Here is a 21,671-nt window from a genome sequence, read left to right on the forward strand (position 1 = left end):
TTTACAAAAAGAGCAGCGTGGATGTACCGGCTTCTTATGTATGGAATGCGAGTAGGAGTATGTTATTGTTTATTGCAATATTTTTATAAATATTCTTGTTCATGTTAGCAGCCACGCTCACAGGCTTTTTTTAAAAAATTATAGTATAAAATGGCTTTAACAAAAGGATGATGTGTTAACTGCTTATGAGTATAGTTTAAGGGAGGGCAACTTTTTAAAGGTTGCCCTCCCTGATTTACAACAAATTTGTACTATTAATAATATTGAAGCAACCTCCATTCCTCCAACTGAAATAACGTTGCACCATAATTTTCAATTATATACAACCTGTAATAGGAGTATGCTTTATCATCAGACTGATTAAATTCGAAGGTTACGGTTTGGAGCCTGTCGCTAAATGTATAAGCAGTCCGTTCATCCAAAACGGTCCAGTTCGTTCCGTCATTAGAAGCCTGTAATTGCCAGGTATAAGGATCCCTGCTTTGCTCATCATTCCCTGAGGTAAGCGTATATGCATTTAAAACATAAGAAGAATCAAATTTTAATTGCATCCAGGAATCAGCCACCCAGGTATATAAAAACTTGGTAGTATAATCATCATCCGTCAGCCGCACAGAACCTTCGGTAGCGTCTGATCCGTCGGAATTTTCGTTACTTACTGTAAGCGTTCCTGAAGACGTTATATCGCGTGAACGTATGTAAAGGGAATCTATCATAAAATAAGCAACGCTCAGGGTTGTGTCTAATATGCCTTTTGAGATGCTTGTGATCTTTATCGGAAGACAATAATCCTTTGTTCCATCCAGCCCGGAAGCTGATATACTTAAAGACAAGGGATCTGAATCCGAGGCGCCTTTTTTTATTGTGGAAGTTAAACCAGAAACAGTATAAGCGTCTGCAGGTAATGCAACAAAATCATAGTTGAGATAAGCATAATCTGCATTGAACTGGGTTATTAAGGAGGTATCCACTTCAAAGTTTACCGTAACATCCTGTGTTGCACCATTGAAACCGGCTATTGATGCGCCAAAATATACTATTTGCAGGGAGTCAATTTTATAAATTGTCAATTCAGACCGTTCGCCATACGCCTGAGACATATAAACGCTTCCTTCATTTTCGGAGGTCAGCGCAGCCCACTTGACACATCCTGACATTAAAACTGCTATCGAACTGATACAAAGACAGAAGCTTATTGTATGAGCGAGATGAACTCTCTTTTTTGAAAAACATTTCATCATTAATATTTTTTAAATATTTATTATTACCAACCGGGATTTTGTGTCAATTTGGAATCTTTTCTTACTTCTGAGCTTGGAATCGCCCACAAATAACACCGCTGGGTAAAAGATATATTCTTGGTTAATGTTTTCTGGTAAAAATCAGTACCGTCTCCATATATATTCATTCCATATATCGGGGTGCTTAGCGTAACAGCCGCCTGCATCCATCTCCTTAAATCGAAATACCTTACCTGTTCCATAAACAATTCTACCTGCCTTTCCTGGTGGATGGCATGTCTCATATCGCTCTGGGAAGTAGGAGCCGGTATCATCCCTGTTCCGCTCCCATATTGCGGTATGCCTGCTCTTGCCCTAACTAAATTCACATACTTTAATATATCCGAATTACCGGGGTCATATTCATTAAGGGCTTCCGCATAATCCAAATATATCTGGGCAAGGCGCAAATAACACCAGCCTCTGCTATCTGTGCCTTTTGTTATATTCTTGCGAACAAGGTACCCTGTTGATGAGTAATCGTGGTCACTTTGAATTTTTCCACTGGAACCGCTATATTCCATATCCACAATTACTTCCGTGGCGCTGCTTCCCTGGTTTAACCAATAGCTGTTGTTATAGGTAACGTCCGCATAAAACCGGGGCTCACGGTTTATCCATTGATTATATGTGGACCGTTCTTCGACATCGAATGGGGCTTTAAATGCTGTAAATCCTGATTGCTGATAACCGGAGTTAGCATTACCAATGGGATACCCATTCTGCATGAAAAAAGAGTCCACCATTGACTGATTAACAGCCATAAAGCTTCCACCTGTGGTTACATTTGAATATCCTACCAGTTTAGGATAGGCATTATACGTGTAAGTTCCAATACTGCTGCTCATAGATTTACCGAAAATCCATTCATCATTCCAATCGGTTGATATTACATCCCGGCAGGCATCGTAAGCTGCCATGAAATCGGAGGTGTCTGTTTCTGTAAACAGATCGTATGTACCGGGCACAAATTCATCAATAAAGTCTTTTGCGGCAGTAGCGGCTTCCTCCCATTTTGTTTCATCATAACTTTGTGAAAACAGGGCTGTACCATCCGGATTCGTAACAGAAGTATATGCAGAATTACCATTGAACAAAGGGCTTGCTGCCAGCATGAGAACCTGTTCTTTATAAGCTTTGCACACACCGGAGGTAACTCTGCCATATTCTCCATCCAGCGGCTCATTAACCGGCTGGCTGGTAGTTGAAATAGCTTCCAGCTCATCATAAGCGCTGTCTAATTGCGTAACAATATAATTAACGCACGAGTCGAAAGGAGTCCGTTGAAGTTCTGTTTCATCAGTGGACGCAGATACAGATATAGGCGACTCAAGAATAACCACCGGGCCATACAAGCGCAACAGCCAAAAATAAAAGATAGCGCGCATCGCCCTGGCTTCTGCTTTAAAATGCGCTTTTAAATAGTCGGTTACTTCTGTAGAATTGGCGCCATCAATTCTGCTGATAAAATCACTAGCAGTGCGTACTGGCTTATACCACTCAGGCCACAGGTATTCAAATCCGTCATAAGAGGCAGAAAGCGTGTTATATAAAAATTCTTCTCCACCTAAATCGGGTTCTCCCAGCCAGTTTGCCTCATCGCAAATGAGACTATAATATCCGTCGTGGCCATTCCACCCGGTTCTGGCTGCATAGGGATCGGGAATATTGGCATATACCTGGGCTAAATATTCCTTTACGTTTGCCAGGCTGGCAAAAATGGAATCGTCAGATAAAGTGACGCTTGGAGTTTGGTCCAGAAATTTTTTGCAGGAGGAAAGAGATAATATCGAGGTTATAGCCAAAATTAAAATGACTGCGCCAAAAATTTTATATTTCATAACAAGAATAATTTATAAGATAGAATTCGGTTATTATTCAAAAATGTATTTGCAGGCCGATCGAAAAATTACGTGTGTTGGGATAAGTATTACCATCGCCTGTATCTAACTCAGGGTCCCATAGCTTAAAAGGGCTCCAATACAACAGGTTTACGCAGTCAACATAAATTCGGGCATCGCGGGCTGCAATGTGTTTATACATGCTTTTTGGAAGATTATAACCTAAATCCAGTGTTTTAAAACGTATAAAAGAAATATCCTTCACCCACCAGGAGCTGGCTACATCATTATTGGCATTGGCGCTTGATCCATAAGCGAGGCGCGGATAAAAAGGATGCTTTGCCTGGTTATCCTCCGTCCACCGGTCTGTGACATTAGCGAAAACATTAGCGTCTTCAGAACCGGAAAAAGGACTTCTGGCAACACTGCTAATCATTCTGTCCGCACCTTCTATTCCTTCAAAAAAGGCACTCAGATAAAATGGGCCATATTGTAAATTGAAACCCAGGCCAAATGTTAAAGACGGTACATCTCCATGGCCCAAATAAGTTTCATCGTATGTATCAACCACGCCATCACCGTTCAGGTCTTTATACTTAATATCCCCCACTCTGGCGCTGCCGCCCACCCCCGACTGGTCGGCATGGTTATCAATCTCTGCCTGGCTCTGAAACAGGCCTTCAGCAACATAACCGTAATCATCACTGGCTAAAATATTCTGGCCCCGCGGGTCCATATAAGATTCTTCATAAGGAGCGGCTCCATTTTCCAGTAATTTATCTTTATTATAGGTAAAAGTTCCCCTGAAAGCGACAGAAAGTTTGTTCGTGATCGGGATGGGAAACAACTCAAGCGTACCATCAAATCCCCTGTTTTGAGTAATGCCATAGTTACCGTCCGGATTGTATTGAAGGCCTGCAAAACCCGGGAAATTAGCCCTCGTTAGGAAGATGCCCGTTCTATATTTATTAAACCAGTCTAAAACAACAGAAAGTTTATTATTCAATACTTTAAATTCCAACCCAACATCCTGATCGTGTGATGTTGCCCATTTTACATTGGCTCCGTAATGGGAAATATTGATACCGCTGTACGAGGTACTACTGCTGGGCGTACCAAAGGTAATTCCCAAAGCACTGGTTGTAATGGTAGTAATATAATCAAAGCGTGTACCGCCCACAGCACCTGAATAACCGTTCGAGTAGCGCAGTTTAAAGAACTGGAATATATTGGACAATGGTTTCCAGAAATTTTCACTGGACAACACCCAGCCTACACCCAAAGAAGGAAAAAACCCATACCGGTTTTCAGGAGAAAACACTTGCGACCCTGTATAACCGGCATCAAATTCAGCAAGATATTTGTTCTGATAGTTGTAAGTAACCCTTGCAGCATAATTTTGGGTGCGCTCAGGAATAGCATCGGACTCGCTGGTAGCAGTGGGATTAGGAATACTTAACTGGCTATACACCAGCATTGCATTTACATTATGGTCGCCAAAGCTTCGCTGCCATTGAACCTGCCCCTGTAAAGAAAACTGCCGGGTTTGAGAATAGCTGTAACCATAACTTAAAACATCTGATCCGGAAATGGTTTGGTACAGGTTTAAAGAGCCATCACTGTTATAGGGCGAGGATTGATTTAAGTAATACGTGCTTCGCTGGCGTGTATGAGATTGTGTATTAGTACTGTATGTATCGAAAGAGAACTGCCCGTTGGCGGATAATCCTTTTAACAGAAAACTCAAATCCTGATCCAGGCGGGTTGTAGCAGAAATTTCAGACCCAAAAGTTTGCTGATAGCCTTTTTGTGTTATATCGGCATAAGGATTAGCGGAAGGATTGCTGCCTTCGGCAATACCCGCTACCAAATTACCCGGATACATAGCCGGATAACGCACCGGATTTACTTCCATGGCTTCGGTGAATGCAGTGCTTGATCCGCTACCGGGTTGATTAAGTTGTGTAATATATCCTGTAATACCTAAAGAAAACTTGGTTGTTTTGGTCCATTTCATGTCTATATTGGAAACATAATTATAACGCTGATAACGGGTTTCGGCGTTATAACTCTGTGAGGCATCTACATTCAGCAGAGACGATTCTTCATAATATGCCACAGAAGTATAAAACTGTACATTTTCTGTTCCTCCGGTTGCACTAAAATTCAGTCTCCTGTTGGAAGAAAGATTCCTGAACAGCAGCTTCATCCAGTTTACATTGGGATAAACATAGTGGTTAGCGGTGGGAGAAAGCGTACTGTCTATCTTAGTTTGAGAATAGTCTGCAACATTACCGGAAGCAATCTCTGCTTCATTTCTCAGGTTCATATAGGTTCCTGCATCTGCCATTTTCGGAAGTTTGGTAAAAGCGGTTATGCCTTCCAGATAATTGGCCATTAAACTTACTTTTTGAGTTTTGCCGTGTTTCGTATTTATTATTATAACGCCATTGGCGCCCAGGGCTCCATATACTGCTGTTGCTGAGGCATCTTTCAATATTGTAAAACTTTCTATGTCTTCCGGGTCAAAATCATCAATGCTGCGCCCCTGTACACCATCAATAACAACCAAAGGAGTCGTTCCGTTATTATCGCCAAAAGTAGATATACCGCGTATCCATATATCCGAAGTGTTACTGCCCGGCAAACCCGTTCTTTGCACGCCCACTATTCCCGAAATGCGGCCTGCAAGCATAGTGCTCAGGTTAGCCACAGGCGCCTGAATCTCCTGAGCGTTTATCGTTGATTGTGCACCAACAACGGTAATTTTTTTCTGCTGACCATATCCAACTACAGCTACATCATTCAAACTGCCTGTTGCTGCAGTTAGAGCGATGTCAAAATTTAACTGGTCGCTAAATACCCATTTGTAATCAAGATAACCTACATAAGATGCTTTCAGTGAATCACCTTTTGTGGCTTCGATGGAAAATGCTCCATTTGTATTGGTAACCGCAATCTTACCCGTGTTGAGATTAATAATAGTTACACCATTTAAAACAGCATTTACATTATCACGAACAGTACCGGTAATGGTAACCTTCTGTTTAATTTCCTGGGCATGATTTTTTGAATGGAGAAACAAAATAAAACAGAATAAGAGCAGCAGTTTGCACCTTCTTTTTTGCAAGTACAATTTCATTAGGCAATTGTTTTTTTCAGATGATTTAATTTTAATATGCCGGCATGGTCTTCCGGCGATGGTTTAAAAATTGCAATTAAGTGTTCTGGCTTTTTGGTTTAATAAAGCAAGCACTGTTTCAACGGTGTAATTTTATTCCGGATGGTGTTAAAAAAAGGGTTAAAAGCAGGGTTAGCAATGAAATAATTTTAGTTAACCTTAACATTTTAAGGCGTTTTTGTTAAAAAATTCTAAGCGATTGCTTAATAAAATTTCGGGTTAGAGAGTGTGCCGGAAACATTCTGATATTAAAAAAGAAATGGAAGCAATAAGGGATGAGTGTAATCTGAGGCTCAAAAAGCACTGCCTCCTGACAGGTTTAAATTCCATATTACTTATCCGACAGCAACCAATTTCTTATATCTGAAAAATGGAAACAGCAAACAGCAATACAACGATAGTTGATGGTTATTTGCAATTGAATAGAACAAACTGTTCCCTGCCCTTCTCAATCATCTTTGTTGCAGATGTCTTCAAAAACTCAATGCTCAAAACAAAAAAAAGGTCTAAACCTTTTTGAAAAATCTATCCAGTTTATTGGGGGCTAAGACAATAAATTTTAAATTTCAATTGCATCCGGGTTATAACTATATCAATATATTGTCAAACCTTACAGGGCAGTCGTCACCCAACGAACGCTTATATTCATCCGCATATTGATCAAAAACTTTCCGGGCATACCTGGCGCCTTTTAATTTTTTCAGGGCGGCTATTTCATATTTGATGGCTTCTTCATTAAACGGCTCAATCTTTAATATATGCCTTGAAATTTCAAGGGCCTGTTTCAGGTCATTTGCTTCGTAAGCCTGCTTAACCTGCGTGGTTAAAAGATTAATTAACCGCTGTTCATACCGGTATTTATATTTTTCCAGCCAGACATCCTGCATTTCCGGCAAAAGGCCGCCACGTAAAACAACCGCCAGGTTTTCTGCCGAAAGATGATTACTGTTCAAAGATTTTAAAACATCAGCATAATCGCAGAAAACATTGTCCTCCAGTTTAAAAAAATAATTATCACCTGAAAAAAGCAATTCCAGGCCGTGAATATTGCTGATGGCATTGCGCAAATGATTGAACGTTACGCCGCGTATGTTTTTGGTTTTTGAAAGTTCTTTATCCGGCCATAGGATGGCGGAAATCTTTTTTGAGCTGATGCCTTCCCCATTAATGCTGTTCAGCAAGATCAGCACAAAAAGCTGCTTTATTTTCGGGCTGAACAAGTGGCTTATGTCCAATGCCTTTGCATCATACACCAAAAAATCACCCAATAAATAAACAGCATTTTGCGTTTTTTCGCTAATTACGGGTACCGCTTCCTCAGGTTCATTCCCCGTTGCCTCAGCTTCGGCTTCTGCAATTGCCGGCATTTTCAATGGTTCAACAGCTTCCTCAACCCCGGCCCCGCTTTTCTTTCTTCTTACAAATACAATTGCGGTAAAAGCGGCAACCACAGCAATTATAAGCCCACCTGCAATTATATATGCAGCATAATTTTTTGAAGGCTTTTCCGGGTTAAGCGATTGCTGGTAAAGCGCCCTGCTTAATGGCGGCCCTTCCAGCGAGAATAATTTTATAGTGGAGCTGTTCCTGTCGGCAAATTCCTGCTCCGTACAAAAAAATTCGTTTGTATGGCTGTCATAAAACAGGTTCATGTCTGACTCTATCCGTTCTGATGTAACTGGTATGGGGGCGCTTACAATTTCATACGTTCCGTCTTCAATTGAAAATTTGTACAGCGATAGTTCTGTTTTGGCCACCTCATGCGGGTAGCAAAGCGCATAAAAAAACTTTTTATCGGGCGACAGTACCAAATTGTTGGCCGGCACAAACATGCCGCTGTCAGGTTTAGTTTCCCAGCATTTTTTTATATGGTGGTTTTGCAGGTTGATCCTGTAGAGGTCATAATATTGCCTTCCGCCCACAACCTGGTTGCCCGATTCATTGCCATAACCTCCAAATAAGAATATTTCGCCGGGCCTGTCTGAAGGGCCGGTGGCGGCAAAAAACCGCGGCGTTATTTTATCGCCTGTAAAAATTTGCGGCAGCCATTTGTCTGACCGCCTGTCGTAAAATAAAAAGCTGTTGTGGTATTTAAAAGCCCCGTAACCGCCAAATAAATAAATTGTATCGCCTGCGGCATCGTAAAACACATTATGGTGATGCAATTGATTGCTCCAGGTGGCTTTGCCTACGGTTTTCCATTCAAGGTTATTCAGATTAAGATCGAGCGATGCTATGGAAGGCTGGCCGGCCTGTACATCAAACAATTCGTATATGTATGCCTTATTTTCTTTTATATTGATAATGTTTTTGCCCAATACCATATTTACGGGCATGGCATTTTTGTATGGCCTTGTTACCAAATCTTTATTTTTTGCATTATATGTTATAAGAGAGTCTTTTGAAAAAACAGAAAGGTTTTGGTCAGGCGGGTTGAAATTTAAACCTGCCACCTGTTTGAATGAACGTGTGAAAACGGGTTTCCAGAAATACGATTCGTTAGCAAGCCAGAAAGGGTTTTCCACATATCCTATAACATTGCCATCTTTATCGTGCACATTATTTCCATTCCATTCATTCAGCGGAAAAAAATATTTTTTTGAATAGTCGCCCACCGAAAGGTTTTTAACCGCTATATGCGGCACTTCGGTGTATAAAGGGTTTTTTCCAAAAGTAAGCCGCGCCTGTATGCTGCCATGCAGGCCCAGCTTGTCAGCCTGGTAATTTTTATTATTCACGGTAATATATATGGCGTCTTTATCCAGGTCAAATTTCATTACCACCTTCATCCATTTCTTCCTTGCTAAAAACGATGATGGCAGGGGGATTTTAATTTTATTGCTCCTGGCATCAATATTAAAATTCAGGTAACCGGCGCCATTATCAAAAAGATAGCTGAGGCTGTAAGAATTTTCTTTATCCGCTACATTAATTATATAACCCAGGTTAGATTTATCCCATATAGAAAGATCAAAACTGATCAAAAGATAGTGGCTGAATATTGTATTATCTGAATTAAAAACATTATACGAAGTACGTTTTATAAGCAGGCTGTCGTTTGCATTGAACTGCAGGCCCTGGGATTTCACCCAGGCAGGCAACAGCAGTAACAACAATACATATTTGGCGAACGCAGCATTTCCTCTAACCAAACCCATTTTTAAATTAAGTTATAATGTAACAAGCAGTTTAAAACGCGCCAAAGGTATAGCTAAATTGCCGGCGATTGAACAGGCAATAAGCAACAGAAAAGTAAAACCGGATAATTTTTAATAACGTGAGTTCGGGATAAGATTAGATTGTTATTTCGACCTCATCCCAACCCTTTTATTTCGTGCATATATATTTTTTAATTGCCTCAATGAATGCTTTGCATTTCCAAAGGAGAAGGGCAGGAAAAAACATGATTTTTTGCATGTTTTATGAGTTTTAGGGCGTCGGAAGTCCTCTCCTTTGGAGAACCTGTCCCGGCCATTCGGGAGGATTTAGGTGAGGTCTATCTGCAAGCTTTAAACATATCGCTTATCCCGAACTCACGTTAAGCGGAAAAAAGTCAGTTGCGGATAGAAGCCTGTTGTGCCTGCAAGGCGCCTAAACAAACAAATAATAAAAAATGTTTGAGGCTTTCGTTTTATTTTAAGAATCTGTTTAAAAACCGGAGACTTAGCAGAGCGGTAATGAGGTAATAATAAAGACAGGGAACGCAGGATATATTTGTTTTATAACCCAGCCGGCCTTTACAGCATGTATCATCCTGCCCAGCCTTCCCTGTCCAGGCTTCTGTATTGAATGGCTTCGGCCAGGTGCTCCACCTTTATGCCGGTGCTGCCGGCCAGATCGGCAACAGTGCGGCTTACTTTTAATATCCGGTCGTAAGCACGGGCAGATAAATTGAGCTTTTCCATAGCACGTTTCAATAAATTTTCACCGGCTGCATTTATTGCGCAAATTTCCCGCAGTTGCCTACTGCTCATTTGGGCGTTGGCATACATGCCCGGAACATCTTTGTACCTTTCCGTTTGAATTTCCCTTGCTTTAATTACCCGCTCACGAATGGCGGAAGAAGGCTCACCTTTCACCTGCATATTGCTTAATTCACTGAAAGCAACGGGCGTTACTTCCACATGCAGGTCAATCCTGTCAAGCAATGGCCCGGAGATTTTATTCAGGTATTTCTGCACAGCGCCGGGCGGGCAGGTACATTCCCGTTCGGGATGATTATAAAAACCACACGGGCAGGGATTCATAGAAGCGATCAGCATAAAACTTGCCGGAAAATCAACTGCCACTTTCGCTCTCGATATGCTTACTTTTCTTTCTTCCATCGGCTGGCGCATTACTTCTAAAACAGTGCGCTTAAATTCGGGCAGTTCATCCAAAAACAAAACACCGTTATGCGCCAGGGAAATTTCACCCGGCTGCGGAATGCCGCCGCCACCCACCAATGCCACATCGCTTATGGTATGATGCGGCGAACGGAACGGCCGCCTGCTGATTAAAGAACTGTTCTCGGGCAGTTTGCCGGCAACGCTGTGAATCTTCGTTGTTTCCAGTGCTTCATATAAACTCAATGGCGGCAATATGGTTGGCAGCCTGCGCGCCAGCATGGTTTTGCCTGCGCCGGGCGGGCCAATCAATATGGCATTATGGCCACCGGCCGCTGCAATCTCCAATGCCCGCTTTATATTTTCCTGTCCTTTTACATCATTAAAATCCACATCAAACTGTTGCTGCGCATCAAAAAATTCTTCGCGGGTGTTTACTTCAACAGGCCTTAAAGAAGTTTCATCTTTAAAAAATTCCACCACTTCTTTTATATGTGTTACGCCATATACCTTCAGGTTATTTACCATGCCTGCTTCACGTGCATTAGCCTGCGGAACAATCAATCCTTTAAAGCCTTCTTTTCTTGCCTGTATAGCAATGGGCAAAGCGCCCTTTATAGGCTGCACTGTGCCATCTAAGCTCAATTCTCCCATTATAACATATTCGGCCAGGCGTTTGGGTTCTTTTATTTGCTCGCTGGCTCCCAGCACGCCAATGGCAATTGGCAGGTCAAACGCAGAACCGCTTTTCTTTATATCTGCCGGTGCAAGGTTTACAACAATTTTGATACGTGGCATATACCAGTCGTTCGTTTTGATAGCGCTCTCCATACGCTGCAGGCTTTCTTTTACGGCATTATCGGGCAGGCCAACAATGGTATAATGCTGGCCGGCGCTAACATTCACCTCAATGGTAATGGTGATGGCTTCAACGCCGTAAACAGCGCTTCCAAACGTTTTCACAAGCATGGCAGAAAAGGTTTAGTGCATGATGAACCTTGTTTCATATAAATAAATACAACAAGTTAAAGTAAAGAAAAACCTTACAATAATATTCCACAAATTCAAAGTAGTTGATTTTTACAGTTACGCACTTAGCTGCATAAGCGAGCTTTTATTACACCTGGATATGGCTGCAAATAAAAAATTAATGCCTGCGCCCATAGGCCGGTACATTGATCCCTTAACCGATTTTGGCTTCTTATGTAAAGCTATCAATAATGTAAAGTATAAGTCTTAATGATTGTTGCCCTAACCATAGATAAATATGGCTTAATGAAGTTTGAAGGCAAAAGCCTTTATGATATTACTTCAATATTAGATTTAAAGAGAGCTATTATTTTAATTGAAAATGGCATGGCGGATTACTATTACCAAAAGCAATCTAAAGTAAATTACCACCTGGATGCCAAGCTTTACAAGGACTCTTATGTCAATAAAGGCGAAATGGATAAAACTTATTTCGCTAAAAAGCCAGAGAGAGTGCTGCTACGCAAAAAAGAATATGATGATTTACTGTACACTTTTATTTCACATGAGGAAGAAAAGCTATTTTTTAATTCTATTGAAAATGACGTAAAAAAGCGGCATGATACGATTTCCTCAAACTTTAATAAAGCGCTTAACGTAATGGCAGCCCGGTTAAAAGCCGGGCTTTCATTATGAAAAACAACACTGGTTTTATAATTTCATTTTATTAATGTTGCCAATAATGGTTAGTTAATTGGTTGGTTATCAATTTACTTTCAGGCAATTTGTTGTGGTCTCGCCAGACTTTAACCTTAAAGGACTATCACATGCATGGCGCACATAAAAAAACCTGCAAATCATTGAATTTGCAGGTTTTACACGCCTTTTAAAATACTTTAAAGACTTTGAGAATCCTTATTCTGCGGATACGAGGTGGAGCTGAGGGGACTCGAACCCCTGTCCAAACATCTTTGCCATAAGCTTTCTACATGCTTAGTTTATTATTAATTGTCAGCAAATAAACGGGAACAAACCAACCAATTATTTGCTTAGCTGAATAATCTTTTGCAAACAGTCACAGCATTCTGTTGCAGCATTCTGTATTTATTTTTGAGTCGGCGGCGGAGCGTGGTAACAGAACAACCCTGCTCTCCCGAAAAAGATCGGGATTCTTGCGGAAACGCGGCCCTAATGACTAACTAATCACTGATTAGGCAGCCATAGCGAAGTTAGATTCGCCATTTATAGTTTGAACCTTCAGATTATCGTGCTAATGGTACAACGCACGGCATGCTTACACTTACCACAAACGGATGCTGTCAAAACCAATACAGCCCCAATCGGGAAAGCGGTGAGCTGCGAGCTTCACGTTTTTCAAAGAGCGAACAGCAAATTTACAAATGTTTTTTACAAAAAATATTTAAAACGCATTGCTTTATTTAATGCAGCAGGCAGTTGAACAAGATCAAAATCGTTTTCGTATATCAGATATTTATTCAGCCACTGTGATGCATATTTTTCTTTAAAGGAACGAAGCCCATGATAATGCTGAAAACGCTTAATTTTTTCGTAAGCAAATTTCATAAGCTTTTCAATGGCCGTATCTGCATCCTGCAGGCCCGACATAGGCGCCAGGCCAAGGTTTAAATACTTTTTTCCATTTTCCCCGGCATATTTAATCAGTTCAATTATCAATGCATCCATGCAACCACCAGGAGCATCTTCCGTTTTCCGGATAAGGTCATACGTGCATTCGCCCGGCGCATAATCGGGTATGATGCTTAAAAAAGCAACCGGTTTACTTTCGTTATTAACCGTTGCAACCACATCCTGCTGCTGCAATAGGTCTTCATCAAAACCTCCCTGCGAAAAAACCATTTCTTTCCGTTTATGTACACGCAGCCATTCATCCGATATTTTTTTTAATGATTGTATAAATTCTCCTGAATGCGGGGCTTTGAAAACCCTGGTTACATATCCTTTTTTCTGCAGGCTGTTCAGCCCGTTGCGCAATGATTTCTTATCCCTTCCCGCCAGGTCAAATATTGTTACATCCGCAATTGCCTCCTGCCCTATCAGCAATCTTTTTTTACCAGCCAGGGCCTTGTATGCCAGCGCGCGCTCATCAACCCTGTAATAAGCAGGCTTTAAACCCGCTTTATTGCAATGCGCTTCAAATTCTTCCAATACATCATCCATCCTTTCACTTGCACAAACCGGCAGTTCCAGCACAATAGCAAAGCCGCTTTCAATCCTGTATGCCGTAAAAGCTTCATACTTTTTTGAGAAGAAGAAAAGCTTATCCTCCATCAGTTTAAAATAATCAACAGCAGACCGCCCATACTTTTCTACAATACCTTCGGCTTTTTGCTGCCCGCGGTTAAGTATGGAAGTACTGATATATGGCTTCGCCAGTGCATATAATAAAAAAGCCCATGCCCCTACAGCAAATACATACATTGAAACCAAAAACTCTTTGCCAAAAATGGTAACAGGCCGCAGGCTTGTTTTTTGCAGAAAAAAAACCAGCAGTGTATTTTGCAAAGATTGATAACGATTAAAATCAATGCCAAAATGCCTTTTTTCCAGGAAATAAAACCCTATATATCCATATATAATCAGCACAAGAAAAATGTAAAAGGCTGTTTTTGTAGCCCTTCCCACAAGCTTGGGATTTATACGCGCTGTATATTGCTTTTTTGTAAGTAATAACGAAAGCAAAACCAGTAAAGCAAGCGAAGCTTCTTCCCAGTCGAGCCCCTTTAATAAATGGCCCGCCAGAGAAATAAAAGCGCCTGTAAAAGCAATCCACCATGCACTGCGCAATCCACGCACCAGGTAAGCAGCGGTAACAATTAAAGTAACGCCAGTATATATAACCAGCGTATTGGTGGCATAAATAGTATCGCCGGGAATAAACGAACGAAGCATTTCTATTCTTTCAGTAATTGGCGGCGTTAAAACGGAAAGGATATTTACAATGCCAAGCAGGAAAATAAAAAAAGCAGGATATAACCTGAGAAACAAGCCCTTTGCCTTTATTAAAAAAGAAAACAGGCCCATAAGCAAAGGCAGCCAGAATTCAAATGAACGATATACCAGCGTAATGGCCAGCGCGCTGACCGCTGAATAACCATAGTTTCCCAGAATATATGCAACAGATAATTCTACCGCGCCCACGCCTTTCAGGAATGGCGATACTACAGCCAGCAATACAGAAATAATATAAGCCAGGCCCGCTGCCTGCAAAGACGGGAGCGCATTAACCGCACGCATGGAAATATACAAATGTGCAATGCCGCAAACCTCAACCCCTAACGAACATAAAACCGTAAGTATATAAGCCCCGGTCTTTACATCAGCACCTATAATTTCTTTTATCCTTATAGCAGTTTCCGGATATTTACTGCGTACCCATCTGAAAACCCGTTTCTCCTTTTTTACCGCATAAATGAAGTAAACCAGTAAACAAACAAACACAGACAGTACAATAATCCCTGCCGTGGTTTCATCAGCATCTTTATTTATCCTGATGGTTGATAAGAGCACAACAATACAGATGATAAATGTGGACAATACACCTGCAAATCCAAACAAAGCAGAAGCCTGGTGTATGCAGGTTTTATTACTGATGGCCTTTTTGGCATTTTTAGGCACATAAGCCAAAGCGCTTACGCCACCACCCGGAAGGAATACTGAAAGAAAGCTGCGTTTAAGGAATAATTCTATGCATAACCGCAACGGAAGACTTTGCCCTATTGCTATAAAGCTAAATGCATACATGGCCGATTGAAACAGCACATAGATAATTGTAACAAGCGCAGCCAGCAATAACCATCCTTTATTGGCAGCATGCAATACAGGCAATATATTTTTCACCTCATGCCGCTGCTGGTGTAAAAAATAAATGCCTATCATCAGCAGCAACACTGCCAGTATTTCCCGCCAGTAAAAACGCTCAGGCACGTTTATTTTCCGCTTTAAAATTGTCAGGTACATGTTTGTTATTATAACTTAATGCTGTTTCAAATATTCTGTTTTGTTGTTAAGGTTAACCAACCGGGCATACAAGATAACGATCCACCGGCTGGGAAGCCCCTCACGCTGCAAATGATTTTGGTGAAATAACCAGGCTATTACAGGCTACCAAATGCATAAGCTGTTAAAACCGCCCGCTCTACCCTTTTACTGCACGGTGTATAAAATAAATGTTTAGCGCTGCATACAATACCAGTAATACCTGCGCTGCAATTATATCAAGCTTATTGGGATTTAAGGTGCTTTTATTTTGTTTCAGAAGCTGCAGCGACCATGCATTAGCTGCCACTATACAAAGTATAAAGAACAGGGTAATACCGTGCAGTGTATCAACCAAAGTAAACGTAAGGCTTTCGGGCAATGAAGCATCTACAACATATTTATTGCCTATTACCGCAAACAAGGCGCCCACACTTAAGCCAAAGCGGGAATCAATGCTGTCTGCATGAATATAAAAGCACACATAAGCAATAAGGAATGCTACATACATGCCGATAAACAGCTTCCAGAACAAACCGGCAGCGTCGCGCTCAATGCTTACCCGCACCCTGAAAGAACTATATTCTGCATGTGGCGCGGCAAGGCTCTCATCGCCAAATGTTGTTTCATACACTTTGGTTGCCACCGATACGCGAAATGTATCAATCGTCCAGTTGGGCAATGTGAACCGAGGGTCAAAATGTTTGCCCAAGGTATCCGGCGCAAAAACCAGTTCCCTGGAGTCGTATTGCGAATTTTCTATCGAAAGCCTCAATGTTTGCTTATCAAAAGGAAAATTGGTTATCTGCCAGGAATCTTTCATCACACATTGCAGCTTCATCAGTATGGAAATCCCGCCGTTGCCTGTATCAATTGTTTCAAAGTATTTGTCCACTGTTTTTGCCAGTGGTATTTCAAGGTTATGCGAGAAATCAAAATCAGGATTCTTGTACTTCAGCCATAGCCAGAAATCAATGGTATATTCCTGCTGTTTAAAATCAACATCATGAATACTCGTAACATATATGCCTGTTTTTACCGTATCGGGTTTGGTTTGCGCAGATACCTTATACGCATATAAACCAAATAACAAGACCAGCAGCAGGAACGCAGAAAACTTTTTGCTCAATGTATAACGCTTTAAGAACGGAAAGATAAAGCAGATTTTTAATGCACCCTTTTACGATATGGCGTTTGTGCTGAATGTTGTATCTATGCAAGCAATAACAACAAATAAACGGTTTATGAAGAATATAGTTTCAGCAATGCTGGCAGCACTGCTTTTTGCAGCCTGTTCATCCAAAAGAAAGGTTGACCTTATTGTGTATAACGGGCAGGTTTATACGGTTGACAGTGCATTCAGCACTATAGCTGCTTTTGCAGTACAGGATGGTAAAATTGTAGCGACAGGCACCAATGATGATATCACAGAACACTATACTGCGCCTGATACCGTAAATGCCGGCAGGCAGGCTGTGTATCCCGGTTTTAATGATGCGCATTCACACTTCATCAGCTATGGCGAATCTTTATATTCAGTGGACCTGTTTGATTGCACAAGTATGGATGAAGTAATAAGCCGTGTACAAAACTTCGTGCAGGCGCATGCCGGCGAGGCATGGATACGCGGGCGCGGCTGGGACCAGAACAAATTTCCCGGTAAAGCTTACCCCACCAATGAGCAATTAAATAAATTATTTCCCAATACACCTGTGTTGCTGGAGCGTGTAGATGGGCATGCAGCCTTAGCCAATGCAAAGGCACTTGCGATAGCCGGCATAAAACCCGGGCAAACCATCGGCGGCGGTTCCATTGAAACAAAGAACGGCGCGCTTACAGGCATACTGATTGATAATGCAATGAACCCTGTTTTTGAAAAAATACCCTATCCTTCCAGAGAGCAGTTTCAAAGATGGCTGCAGGCCGCACAGCAAAACTGTTTCGCACAAGGCCTTACAACGGTAAGCGATTGCGGCATAAGTTATGTTGCCGCCAATATGATAGATACGCTGCAAAAAGAAGGCAGACTGAATATGCGTGTATATGTTTTACTGGGTGATGACAAACAAAACTATGATGCTTATTTAAGCAGAGGCCCGTATAAAACAGGCAAGCTGTTTATAAAAGGTTTTAAGCTGTATGCTGATGGCGCGCTGGGCAGCCGCGGCGCCTGTTTGTTACAGCCCTATAATGATAAACCCGGCTGGTATGGCTTCATGATGAACAGCCAGGCCCATTATGATTCTGTTGCTTCCATACTTGCCAAAACCGGTTTTCAGATGTGCACGCATGCCATTGGCGACAGCGGCAACCGCGAGATACTGAAGATATACAACAAGTACCTGCAGGGCAAAAATGATAAACGCTGGCGCATAGAACATGCACAGATCATTAACCCTGCCGATTTTGATTTGTTTGGCGCAACCTCTGTTATTCCATCCGTACAGCCAACGCATGCAACCAGCGATATGTACTGGGCAACGGACCGCATTGGCGCAGCACGTTTGAAAGGTGGTTATGCATTGAAGGCATTATTACAGCAAAACGGCTGGCTTCCATTGGGCACAGATTTCCCGGTGGAAGACATCAGCCCCTTCAAAACCTTTGCAGCAGCGGTTTTCAGGCAGGATGCAAAAGGCTTTCCTGCCGGTGGTTTTCAAATGGAAAACGCGCTGACACGTGAAGAAGCTATACGCGGCATGACCATCTGGGCGGCCAAAGCTGAGTTTTTGGAAAAAGAAACCGGCAGCCTTGAAACAGGTAAGAAAGCCGATTTTATCATACTGGATAAAGACCTGATGAAAGCTAATCTTAACGATGTGCTGAACACAAAAGTGGTATCAACATATATTGATGGAAAGAAAGTGTATGGTAAGAAATAATATTGAGCCTGCTGTCTTTGTTATCCTATGTGTTAGTTGTTTTTTGGACGGAAACCCTGTAATTGGTTACAGCAAACTGAAAGACAGCCTGCGCAAAGTTTTTGAATGAATTTACTTTAACAGGTCGGGCTTGTAATATCAATGCGTTACAAACAGTTTATGAAACCCTTCAGCATATTATTTCTTTATATGCGCCTTAAAAACACCATCGGGCTGTGTGGATGTAAAGCCGGTAACTTTGTTTCCATCCATTTCAAATACCACCTTGTAACCAGTGCGGTTTTTTACAGTGAAAATATTTTGTGCGACCGGCATTAACTCAGTATCATCTCTGCCGGGAACAATAGCCCATAACGCATTTTCTCTTACAACCAGGGTTACGGTAGCCATTACATTTTCAATTTCAAAGTCACCTGCATATTGCTGCAACTGTTGTTGCGTAAGCGCAAACACTTCCTTTCCTTCCAGTGCATTTAATTTTTGCTTTGTTTCAGCAACATCCTTCAGGGCAAGCGCTTTTTTATAATACACTATTGCATTCCCTGTATCTTTTTTTGCAGCCAGCATGTCACCGTAAGCATCATATACATTGTTGCTGTTTGGATAATTGGCCATATTCATTTCAAACAATGCGGCTGCTTTTGCATAGTATTTCTGCTCAAGGGAAAAGTACCCTAATTCATTAACAGGAGATTCAGGCGGCAACACGTTAATCCCCATTTCTTCAGATACCATCGCATAATGCTTTTTAAATTTTGTTACCACGCCTGCAGAAGAATCAAAAAAATCTTTTGAGGTTAATGCCAGCCGGTAATAATCAAAAATAAACCGCAGGCCATCGTATTCACTTATAAGCGGCACAGAGCCATGATCATCATTATCATAATATTTGCTGGCGTATTTTAAGCCATTCTGTGAATTGGCTTTTATACATTTATCCAGTGCAAAAATGGAACGGATATGCCTTGTTTCTTCGCTTGTATCTTTCTTCACTTTATCCAAAGTCATTCCTTCAGGCATTGTATTGGCAATGCCTATAAACAATTTGATGCCGCCATATTTTTTATCAGCCAGTTTTTTTTCCGTAGCAGCAAGAAAACGTTCTTTATCGTACCACATGCTTGGGTCTATTGCAATATAGGCATTGAATAAGGCTGTATGATTGGCAAGTATATTCATTACGGTTAATCCACCGAAAGAATGGCCAATAAGCACTTTGTATGGCAGAACAGGGCAGGTAGAATCTATATGCGGCATCAGCTCTTTTTCTATGAATGCTGCAAAATTTTCACCGCCGCCGGATGTTTTTGAAAAATTACTGTCCATTACCGGAAGGTCGCTAACCACATGGGTAGGCGTAAGATCCCTTGTACGGTCAGTATTGGGAATAGCAACAATAATCATTTCAGGATAAATAGTATTTCCGTTCACCTGGCTTAACTGCTGTATAAGGCCCGTTACAGATGCAAAATGCGCATCGCCATCCAGCAGATACACAACCGGATAATGTTTGGAAGAATCATAAGCGCCTCCGGTCATATCCGGTGTATATATCCAAATTTTTCTTTGCTCTTTTAGTATGTTGGAATAAATGCTGTCAATTTTTCCTATTACTATTTTGTTATCGCTTTGGGCCTGTGCGCCAAATGATATTGCAAGTAATACAATAAGCATTGGTGTTTTTCTCATAATGGAGTTTGTTCAAATATATTAAAAAGATCAGGTCTTGTATTAATATCAATCAGCCACATATTCCAGTATATCGGCGGGCTGGCAATCAAGCGCCTCGCATATAGCATCCAGCGTACTAAAACGTATAGCCTTGGCCTTGCCCGTTTTAAGTATGGACAGATTGGCCAGCGTTAACCCTACTTTTTCCGACAGTTCGTTGAGCGACATTTTTCGCTTCGCCATCATTACATCAAGATTTACAACTATTGCCATAGCTTATACAGTTAGTTCGTTTTCTGATTGAATTTCCAGGCCACGTTTAAATACCTGCATAATAACAAACACCAGTCCGGCCATAAAAAGAAAATTACCTGCAGCTAAAACATTCATCAATTCGTTTCCTGTTTTATGCTCCAGGTATTTTGCAAGTATGTTATACAGCAATCCAATTACCCAAATGGCAATTAAAGCATCACTAATCCGCTTCAGGAATTTTATAATGTCAGGGCTAAACGGATTATCAAATTTTAAATGGGATAGCATAGTCATAACATTCATCCAGACATTTGATTTTAACCCGGCTATAAAAGCAAGAAATACCACAGCCACATAATATACCCAATTACCATAAGCTTTTAATTCATGCAGGTCTAATCCTTTATAAAGATTTTTGGCCGTATCTGGATTGCGGAAGCTTACAATAAAAGAAATAATAATTGCACCGGTTTCAATAGCAAATCCAACAAAAGCAATAAACGCCAGCCAGCGTAATATTTGCAGAATGACAGTTGTCTTAATTTTCATTGTTCAAAGTTTTATTAAGCAAATATCAATATATTTTTATTGTTTTTCAATAAAAATATATTTTTTATTGAAAAATTTTATTATCATGCTGATTTGCAGTTTACAATGCATTGTGTTTAATTTGCGATATGAGCATCTGGCACAATAAAGAAATTACTATAAATGATTTCCAGGGATGGAGCAGGAATACACTTGCAGAGCATCTCGGCATACAATTCACTGAGCTTGGCGATGATTACCTGAAAGCAACCATGCCGGTTGATCACCGCACACATCAGCCTTATGGCTTATTGCACGGCGGCGCTTCGGCTGCACTGGCCGAAACATTAGGCAGCGTATGTTCAGCACTGGTAATAAACAGAGAGAAGTTTATAGGTGTAGGCATAGAGATAAATGCCAATCACATCCGCGGCGTTAAATCGGGTATAGTTACCGGCGCCTGCACGGCTATACATATTGGCGGCAGTACGCATGTTTGGGATATACGCATACACGATGAGCATAAGAGGCTTATCTGCATCAGCCGGCTCACAGTTGCCATTTTAAAGAAGCTGCAAAAACAATAAAAGCTATTAAACAGTTACTAAGAAGCTGTTTAAAAAATTAAATCCTTTACAGGGTTTTAGCAATTTTTTGCACAGAGCAAAGGAGTACACAGAGTAATACAACATCTCCGTTGGTTCTGCGTTCTCCGCGCGAAA

General features: G+C 41.2%; 13 protein-coding genes and 1 other RNA gene. 3 read left to right on the forward strand and 11 right to left on the reverse strand.

Annotated elements, in window-relative coordinates; all coding sequences use genetic code 11:
- Positions 1 to 254: 254 nt before the first annotated feature.
- The 5 genes from QM629_RS14380 to QM629_RS14400 all read right to left on the reverse strand — a co-directional run bounded on the left by QM629_RS14380 (position 255) and on the right by QM629_RS14400 (position 11,596).
- A complete protein-coding gene (locus QM629_RS14380) occupies positions 255 to 1,241 on the reverse strand; it encodes a BT_3987 domain-containing protein (RefSeq protein ID WP_415160582.1) in 987 nt (328 codons plus the stop codon).
- A gap of 23 nt (positions 1,242 to 1,264) precedes the next feature.
- Positions 1,265 to 3,121 carry a RagB/SusD family nutrient uptake outer membrane protein gene (locus QM629_RS14385; protein WP_415160583.1) on the reverse strand — a complete coding sequence of 619 codons (1,857 nt, stop codon included), beginning with the start codon at positions 3,119 to 3,121 and terminating at the stop codon, positions 1,265 to 1,267.
- 37 nt (positions 3,122 to 3,158) lie between these two features.
- Positions 3,159 to 6,263 carry a SusC/RagA family TonB-linked outer membrane protein gene (locus QM629_RS14390; RefSeq protein WP_415160584.1) on the reverse strand — a complete coding sequence of 1,035 codons (3,105 nt, stop codon included), beginning with the start codon at positions 6,261 to 6,263 and terminating at the stop codon, positions 3,159 to 3,161.
- Positions 6,264 to 6,889: 626 nt separating this feature from the next.
- A complete protein-coding gene (locus QM629_RS14395) occupies positions 6,890 to 9,460 on the reverse strand; it encodes a hypothetical protein (protein WP_415160585.1) in 2,571 nt (856 codons plus the stop codon).
- A 591-nt stretch (positions 9,461 to 10,051) separates the two neighbouring features.
- The gene (locus QM629_RS14400; protein ID WP_415160586.1) at positions 10,052 to 11,596 is read right to left on the reverse strand and encodes a YifB family Mg chelatase-like AAA ATPase; all 1,545 of its coding nucleotides are present in this window, start codon (positions 11,594 to 11,596) and stop codon (positions 10,052 to 10,054) included.
- Between the two features lie 306 nt (positions 11,597 to 11,902).
- Between QM629_RS14400 and QM629_RS14405 the strand changes: the two genes are divergently transcribed.
- A complete protein-coding gene (locus tag QM629_RS14405; RefSeq protein ID WP_415160587.1) occupies positions 11,903 to 12,292 on the forward strand; it encodes a hypothetical protein in 390 nt (129 codons plus the stop codon).
- Positions 12,293 to 12,527: 235 nt separating this feature from the next.
- Here the strand turns inward: QM629_RS14405 and ssrA are convergent.
- From ssrA to QM629_RS14420, 3 genes are all read right to left on the reverse strand, one after another.
- Positions 12,528 to 12,934, reverse strand: a transfer-messenger RNA (tmRNA) gene (ssrA, locus tag QM629_RS14410).
- A 69-nt stretch (positions 12,935 to 13,003) separates the two neighbouring features.
- Entirely contained in the window at positions 13,004 to 15,595 is a 2,592-nt protein-coding gene (locus QM629_RS14415; protein WP_415160588.1) for a phosphatidylglycerol lysyltransferase domain-containing protein, read from the reverse strand.
- 178 nt (positions 15,596 to 15,773) lie between these two features.
- The gene (locus QM629_RS14420) at positions 15,774 to 16,742 is read right to left on the reverse strand and encodes a hypothetical protein (protein ID WP_415160589.1); all 969 of its coding nucleotides are present in this window, start codon (positions 16,740 to 16,742) and stop codon (positions 15,774 to 15,776) included.
- 115 nt (positions 16,743 to 16,857) lie between these two features.
- Between QM629_RS14420 and QM629_RS14425 the strand changes: the two genes are divergently transcribed.
- The gene (locus QM629_RS14425; protein ID WP_415160590.1) at positions 16,858 to 18,495 is read left to right on the forward strand and encodes an amidohydrolase; all 1,638 of its coding nucleotides are present in this window, start codon (positions 16,858 to 16,860) and stop codon (positions 18,493 to 18,495) included.
- A 177-nt stretch (positions 18,496 to 18,672) separates the two neighbouring features.
- On the opposite strand, the gene QM629_RS14430 is transcribed toward QM629_RS14425, so the two are convergent.
- Genes QM629_RS14430 through QM629_RS14440 form a run of 3 tightly spaced genes read right to left on the reverse strand, consistent with a single transcriptional unit; the run spans position 18,673 to position 20,970 of the window.
- Positions 18,673 to 20,184, reverse strand: a complete 1,512-nt coding sequence (locus QM629_RS14430; RefSeq protein WP_415160591.1) for an alpha/beta hydrolase-fold protein — start codon at positions 20,182 to 20,184, stop codon at positions 18,673 to 18,675.
- A 48-nt stretch (positions 20,185 to 20,232) separates the two neighbouring features.
- On the reverse strand, positions 20,233 to 20,439 hold the full coding sequence (locus QM629_RS14435) for a helix-turn-helix domain-containing protein (RefSeq protein WP_415160592.1): 207 nt from the start codon (positions 20,437 to 20,439) through the stop codon (positions 20,233 to 20,235).
- A gap of 3 nt (positions 20,440 to 20,442) precedes the next feature.
- Positions 20,443 to 20,970, reverse strand: a complete 528-nt coding sequence (locus QM629_RS14440; RefSeq protein ID WP_415160593.1) for a DUF2975 domain-containing protein — start codon at positions 20,968 to 20,970, stop codon at positions 20,443 to 20,445.
- A 128-nt stretch (positions 20,971 to 21,098) separates the two neighbouring features.
- Here QM629_RS14440 and QM629_RS14445 point away from each other — a divergent pair, with 128 nt between their 5' ends.
- Positions 21,099 to 21,536, forward strand: coding sequence for a hotdog fold thioesterase (locus tag QM629_RS14445; RefSeq protein ID WP_415160594.1), 438 nt, complete (start codon positions 21,099 to 21,101; stop codon positions 21,534 to 21,536).
- The last annotated feature ends 135 nt before the right edge of the window (positions 21,537 to 21,671 follow it).

Source organism: Parafilimonas sp. (assembly GCF_047606085.1).
Lineage (GTDB): Bacteria > Bacteroidota > Bacteroidia > Chitinophagales > Chitinophagaceae > Parafilimonas.

What these genes read in the sequence shown, in the direction of transcription:
- QM629_RS14425 (WP_415160590.1), top strand. Translation starts at nt 16,858, where the DNA reads ATGAAGAATATAGTTTCAGCAATGCTGGCAGCACTGCTTTTTGCAGCC.
- QM629_RS14385 (WP_415160583.1), bottom strand. Translation starts at nt 3,121, where the DNA reads ATGAAATATAAAATTTTTGGCGCAGTCATTTTAATTTTGGCTATAACC.
- QM629_RS14430 (WP_415160591.1), bottom strand. Translation starts at nt 20,184, where the DNA reads ATGAGAAAAACACCAATGCTTATTGTATTACTTGCAATATCATTTGGC.
- QM629_RS14440 (WP_415160593.1), bottom strand. Translation starts at nt 20,970, where the DNA reads ATGAAAATTAAGACAACTGTCATTCTGCAAATATTACGCTGGCTGGCG.
- QM629_RS14445 (WP_415160594.1), top strand. Translation starts at nt 21,099, where the DNA reads ATGAGCATCTGGCACAATAAAGAAATTACTATAAATGATTTCCAGGGA.
- QM629_RS14390 (WP_415160584.1), bottom strand. Translation starts at nt 6,263, where the DNA reads ATGAAATTGTACTTGCAAAAAAGAAGGTGCAAACTGCTGCTCTTATTC.
- QM629_RS14405 (WP_415160587.1), top strand. Translation starts at nt 11,903, where the DNA reads ATGAAGTTTGAAGGCAAAAGCCTTTATGATATTACTTCAATATTAGAT.
- QM629_RS14395 (WP_415160585.1), bottom strand. Translation starts at nt 9,460, where the DNA reads ATGGGTTTGGTTAGAGGAAATGCTGCGTTCGCCAAATATGTATTGTTG.
- QM629_RS14435 (WP_415160592.1), bottom strand. Translation starts at nt 20,439, where the DNA reads ATGGCAATAGTTGTAAATCTTGATGTAATGATGGCGAAGCGAAAAATG.
- QM629_RS14400 (WP_415160586.1), bottom strand. Translation starts at nt 11,596, where the DNA reads ATGCTTGTGAAAACGTTTGGAAGCGCTGTTTACGGCGTTGAAGCCATC.
- QM629_RS14380 (WP_415160582.1), bottom strand. Translation starts at nt 1,241, where the DNA reads ATGATGAAATGTTTTTCAAAAAAGAGAGTTCATCTCGCTCATACAATA.
- QM629_RS14415 (WP_415160588.1), bottom strand. Translation starts at nt 15,595, where the DNA reads ATGTACCTGACAATTTTAAAGCGGAAAATAAACGTGCCTGAGCGTTTT.